Below are 4,384 nucleotides of genomic sequence, written 5' to 3'. Positions count from 1 at the left end.
GCGAAGCGAAGTGGTTACCGTAGATATTACCATCGAATAACATGCGTTTATATATTCGTTCTTCGGGTGAACGGGCACTGTTGCTCTGTATGCTCCTGTTGATGCTTCCCGCAATGGCCTGGGCCCAGGTGCCCAGCCTCGAAGCAACCGGGGTACCAACCATCTCCCGAAACAGTACCGCCAACCTGCACGCCGAAGGTGATTCGCTGTGGGTAGGCTCATTCCTTAACCTGACTGCTGATGGCGGCAATACCTGGTTTGTTGCTGATGCTGACTCACTTTTTGGCTCACGCAATACCGTATTCTCTATTGATGTAGAAGGTGAAACGATTTGGGCCGGCCTTGGCTTTAGCAGCCGAGAAGGCTCAAACAACGTAGCTTCTGCGGCAGGTTTTTTGGTTTCTGAAGATGGCGGCGCCACCTTTCAATACCGCTTCCCGCAACTCGACGGTGGAGAAAATGATACCGAAACGTATGGCGTCTCAACCCTGAGCGCACTGCCGGTTATTGTTCCGCAGCAAAGCCCTCCTTTTGATGTAGATTACGATCCGGTTCGGGATGAAGTCTGGATGGCCGGCTGGGCAAGTGGCATTCGGCATTCTACAGATGGTGGCCGCAACTGGAATCGGGTGGTGTTGCCCCCTGATTCGCTGGACAGCATTCATCCGGATACCCTCTATGATTTCAGAATTGAGCCGCGTCGTGGATTACTGGGCTTCTTCAACTACCTCGGCTTTAGTGTATTGGTGGATGAAACAGGCACCGTTTGGGCCGGCACGGTAGCCGGCGTAAACCGGTCAACACCGGATGACATCACACCGAGCGGCGAGCGTGCATGGTCGCGCTTTGGTTTTGACGGCACGTCGCAAACCCTGACGGGCAATTGGGTCATTTCTATTGAGGAGCAACCATTGGCCGGGCGCAGAAACCCCATTTGGATGGCTTCATGGGATGGCAGCGATGGCACCGGCCCACGGCAGCGTTTTGGGGTTACCGTAACCCGTGATGGCGGTGAGACCTTTGAGCAGGTATTGCGAGATGAGCGTGTATTCGACTTCGCGTTTAAAGGAGATACCGTTTACGTCGCCGGCGAAAATGGATTGTTCATCACTAAGGATGGCGGGGACTCCTGGCGCACAGTACGTGATTTCTTCGATCCCACACAGCCAGACCGGTTTGTGCCACCTGATGTTGAAGTAAACTCCGTAGCCGTCACAGCTAACGGTGATCTATGGGTTGGCACAACCGATGGATTGTTCAAAAGCTCGGATAACGCAGAAACGTGGCGCATATTCCGGGTTGAGGTGCCAGTCAATACCGACAACCCAACCGACGCAATTCCGGATGTGGCTTCCTTTGCCTATCCGAATCCGTTCTCTCCTTTTGCTGATCGGCTAACGCGGATTCGCTATGAGCTGTCGGACCAGCGCGACGTACGCGTCAGAATTTTTGATTTTGGGATGAACCTCGTGCGCGATCTGCACGAAAACGGCGCCGGCGCAGGCGTCCGGGAAACCGTGTGGGATGGCCGAGACAAAAACGGACTCCGGGTCGCCAACGGACCGTATTTCTATGTTGTTGAAGCGGGCAGTGACGCCTTCAGAGGTAAAATCCTGGTGATTGAATAATGATGGATATGTTTAAAAATACCTCGCAGGTGCGCCCGCAAGCAGGCATCTTCGCGCTATTGCTTTGTATGCTGTTTGTTGATACAGCTGCCGGGCAGGCTGCCGGCTCATTCGCCCGCCTCGGATTTGGCGCGCGCGGCATGGCCATGAGCAATGCACTGATTGCAGATACGGGCGGTAACACGAGCCCTTATTACAATCCGGCCCTGGCACCGTTTGCGACGCGGCAGAATCTCCAGGCTTCAGTTGCCTTCATGACTTTTGATCGGGAGCTACAAACGTTGCAGTTTGCTTCGGCGCTGCCGCCAAGTGCCGGTGTTGCTATCGGGCTGATCCATGCCGGCGTAAGCAACATTGATGGCCGTTCCAGCAGTGGGTACCATACCGAAACGCTGAGTACCGATGAGTACGCCGTTTTTCTGGCCTTTGGCCTCAAACTCGGCCAACGCGCAAGCATCGGCCTGGGACTCCAGGTTTTTCGGGCAGACTACCTGGCCGACCTCGAACCTGTAAACAGCGCCGGCCTCGACGTCGGATTAACAATCCAGGTAACCCGCGACCTGCGCATTGGTGTTGTTGCAGACGATTTGCTTGCCAAATACCTGTGGGACACCTCGGGTGTGCTCTCGGATGGTGGCAAAAGTACATCAGACAATTTTCCGACGCGTTTGCGGATTGGTGGCAAGTATGCACTTGCTGGTGGTCGGGCGAGCGTCGTTGCAGAGTACGAGTCGCGCGTGAGTACCTTTGAATACCGCACCCGGCTTGTCGAAGAAGTGGGGCTGGAGCCGGTTGAAGTGGTTCAAACCAACGAATTACAGCTGCAGCAAAACCTCTTCCGGATTGGCGGTGAATACAAGCTGGCAGAGCAGTTTGTCTTGCGTGGCGGCGTAGACCGCATCGGAGACACCGATGGGGGCATCCGGCCAACAGCAGGGTTTATGCTGGCGCAACCATTGGGCAGCCTGTCAGCCTGGTTTGAATACGCGTTTGCGCTCGAACCTTATGGAACGGGCACCATGCACGTGTTGACGTTACGACTGTTTCTTTAGCTCGTTTGGGTATGTCCTGACAAACCCGTATCAATACCCATCCATGTTTTCCTGTGCATTATGAAGCAATCTCTATTCCTCATTTTAGTGCTACTGCTCGCCGGCGAGGCGAAAGGGCAGGACAGTGGATTGGCGTTTCTGCGCATCGGTACCAATGCGGCTGCCGGCGCGATGGGGGATGCGCAGGTTTCAAACAGTGATGATGCGTTTTCTACGTACTGGAATCCCGCCGGCCTTGCAGCAGCAAAGTCAAATTCGGCCGGGTTGTCCCATCATATCTGGGTAGCCCAAACCCGCACCTACTCGCTTGCCGCCCGGTTTAGCTCAGGGAATAACGGTGGGGTTGGCCTTTTTCTGACAGCGCTCGACAGCGGCGACCTCGAAGCCCGCGAAAACCCGGGCAGTCCAGATGGTGTATTTGATGCGCAGTTTGTGAGTGTTGGTGCATCCTATGGAAGATCTTTTGGGCCTGTTCGCCTGGGCACAACGGTGAAGTACCTCTCCGAGCGGATTTTTACCAATTCCGCCACGGGCTATGCATTTGATTTTGGCATGCAGGCAGACCTGCTGCGCGACGGTGTAAAGGTAGGTGTGGCGTTACAGAATGTGGGTGAGATGAGCGACCTGGCGGAAGTGGCGACTGAATTGCCTCGGACGTTGCGTGCCGGTGTATCACTGTATCCCTTCCGTGTACTGGCAATGGCTGATGGCACCGTGCTGCTCAACGCATTTGTAACCGGCGAAGTCTCACACATTTTCCCATCAGAAACAACCCGTTACCACCTGGGATTGGCCGCAGAAGTGGTTGAGCTTGTTACGGTACGCGCCGGCTACGTAACCAACGACGCCCTGCGCGGCATCACCATCGGCGGCGGCCTCGGCTCCAACGGCTTCTTGTTTGATTACGCGTTTATGCCTTTCGACGACGGTTTTGACGGACCAGGGCATGTGCTGTCGTTGCTTTATCTGTGGTAGATAAGGGGATTGCGAAGCAAATCCTGAAAGTATTTTGATCGAGAAGTTTATATAGATTGAAACCTGGTTGACCGATCATTGTATTGAGTTGTACAACAATATTGTACAGGTTTGGATATGAGCACTATTTCTTACAGCGATGCCCGACAGAATCTGGCCAAATTATGGGACAGGATTATTGCAGATCGCGAGACGGTTATCCTGAAACGTCGGGGGAAAGAGGATCTTGCTGTGTTACCTGCGGATGATTTGTCGTCGTTGCAGGAAACGCTTTATCTGCTCAGTACGCCGGAGAATGCAAGCCGCCTGCTTGAATCTATTGAGTGGGCGAGAGGAGAAGAAGGCAAGCCGCAGAGCGTAGAGGCATTCAGAGAAGCGCTGGGACTGGTTGATGACAAGTAAAAGAGATCGCAACGCGGTCTTTGCTCCCCATTGCAGAGAGGATATTCAACTTTGGGTAAAGACCAATCGTAAGACAGCATTGCGCGTACTCGATTTGATTGAAGCCGTCATGCGAGATCCCTTTAATGGGATAGGCAAACCGGAAGCATTGAAACACTTGGGGCCGGGTATTTGGTCACGTCGTATAACCAAACAAGACCGGCTGGTTTATATCGTTGAGGAAAAGCAAATCATTTTCTTGCAAGCCCGCTTTCACTACAAGAAGTAGAATGCGAAAGGCGAAGTAAAACGAAAAACAATTAATGATTCATGTAAGCAATGCGGAAG

At 53.5% G+C, this 4,384-nt stretch carries 5 protein-coding genes; all 5 read left to right on the top strand.

What is annotated here, in order from left to right; translation table 11 throughout:
- Positions 1-41: 41 nt before the first annotated feature.
- The 5 genes from AAF564_26175 to AAF564_26155 all read left to right on the top strand — a co-directional run bounded on the left by AAF564_26175 (position 42) and on the right by AAF564_26155 (position 4,325).
- Positions 42-1,628, top strand: a complete 1,587-nt coding sequence (locus AAF564_26175) for a FlgD immunoglobulin-like domain containing protein (protein MEM8489061.1) — start codon at positions 42-44, stop codon at positions 1,626-1,628.
- Between the two features lie 8 nt (positions 1,629-1,636).
- Positions 1,637-2,680: a hypothetical protein gene (locus AAF564_26170; GenBank protein ID MEM8489060.1), complete on the top strand. Its 1,044-nt coding sequence runs from the start codon at positions 1,637-1,639 to the stop codon at positions 2,678-2,680.
- A 60-nt stretch (positions 2,681-2,740) separates the two neighbouring features.
- A complete protein-coding gene (locus AAF564_26165; GenBank protein ID MEM8489059.1) occupies positions 2,741-3,655 on the top strand; it encodes a PorV/PorQ family protein in 915 nt (304 codons plus the stop codon).
- A gap of 117 nt (positions 3,656-3,772) precedes the next feature.
- On the top strand, positions 3,773-4,057 hold the full coding sequence (locus tag AAF564_26160; GenBank protein ID MEM8489058.1) for a type II toxin-antitoxin system prevent-host-death family antitoxin: 285 nt from the start codon (positions 3,773-3,775) through the stop codon (positions 4,055-4,057).
- Positions 4,047-4,325 carry a Txe/YoeB family addiction module toxin gene (locus tag AAF564_26155; protein MEM8489057.1) on the top strand — a complete coding sequence of 93 codons (279 nt, stop codon included), beginning with the start codon at positions 4,047-4,049 and terminating at the stop codon, positions 4,323-4,325. The genes AAF564_26160 and AAF564_26155 overlap by 11 nt, the downstream gene beginning before the upstream one ends.
- The last annotated feature ends 59 nt before the right edge of the window (positions 4,326-4,384 follow it).

The organism is Bacteroidota bacterium (assembly GCA_039111535.1).
GTDB lineage: Bacteria > Bacteroidota > Rhodothermia > Rhodothermales > JAHQVL01 > JBCCIM01.
This window is presented reverse-complemented; position numbering and strand designations above follow the sequence as displayed.

Excerpts from the sequence above, each read along its gene's own strand:
- AAF564_26175 (MEM8489061.1), top strand. The coding sequence starts at position 42 with ATGCGTTTATATATTCGTTCTTCGGGTGAACGGGCACTGTTGCTCTGT.
- AAF564_26170 (MEM8489060.1), top strand. The coding sequence starts at position 1,637 with ATGTTTAAAAATACCTCGCAGGTGCGCCCGCAAGCAGGCATCTTCGCG.
- AAF564_26165 (MEM8489059.1), top strand. The coding sequence starts at position 2,741 with ATGAAGCAATCTCTATTCCTCATTTTAGTGCTACTGCTCGCCGGCGAG.
- AAF564_26160 (MEM8489058.1), top strand. The coding sequence starts at position 3,773 with ATGAGCACTATTTCTTACAGCGATGCCCGACAGAATCTGGCCAAATTA.
- AAF564_26155 (MEM8489057.1), top strand. The coding sequence starts at position 4,047 with ATGACAAGTAAAAGAGATCGCAACGCGGTCTTTGCTCCCCATTGCAGA.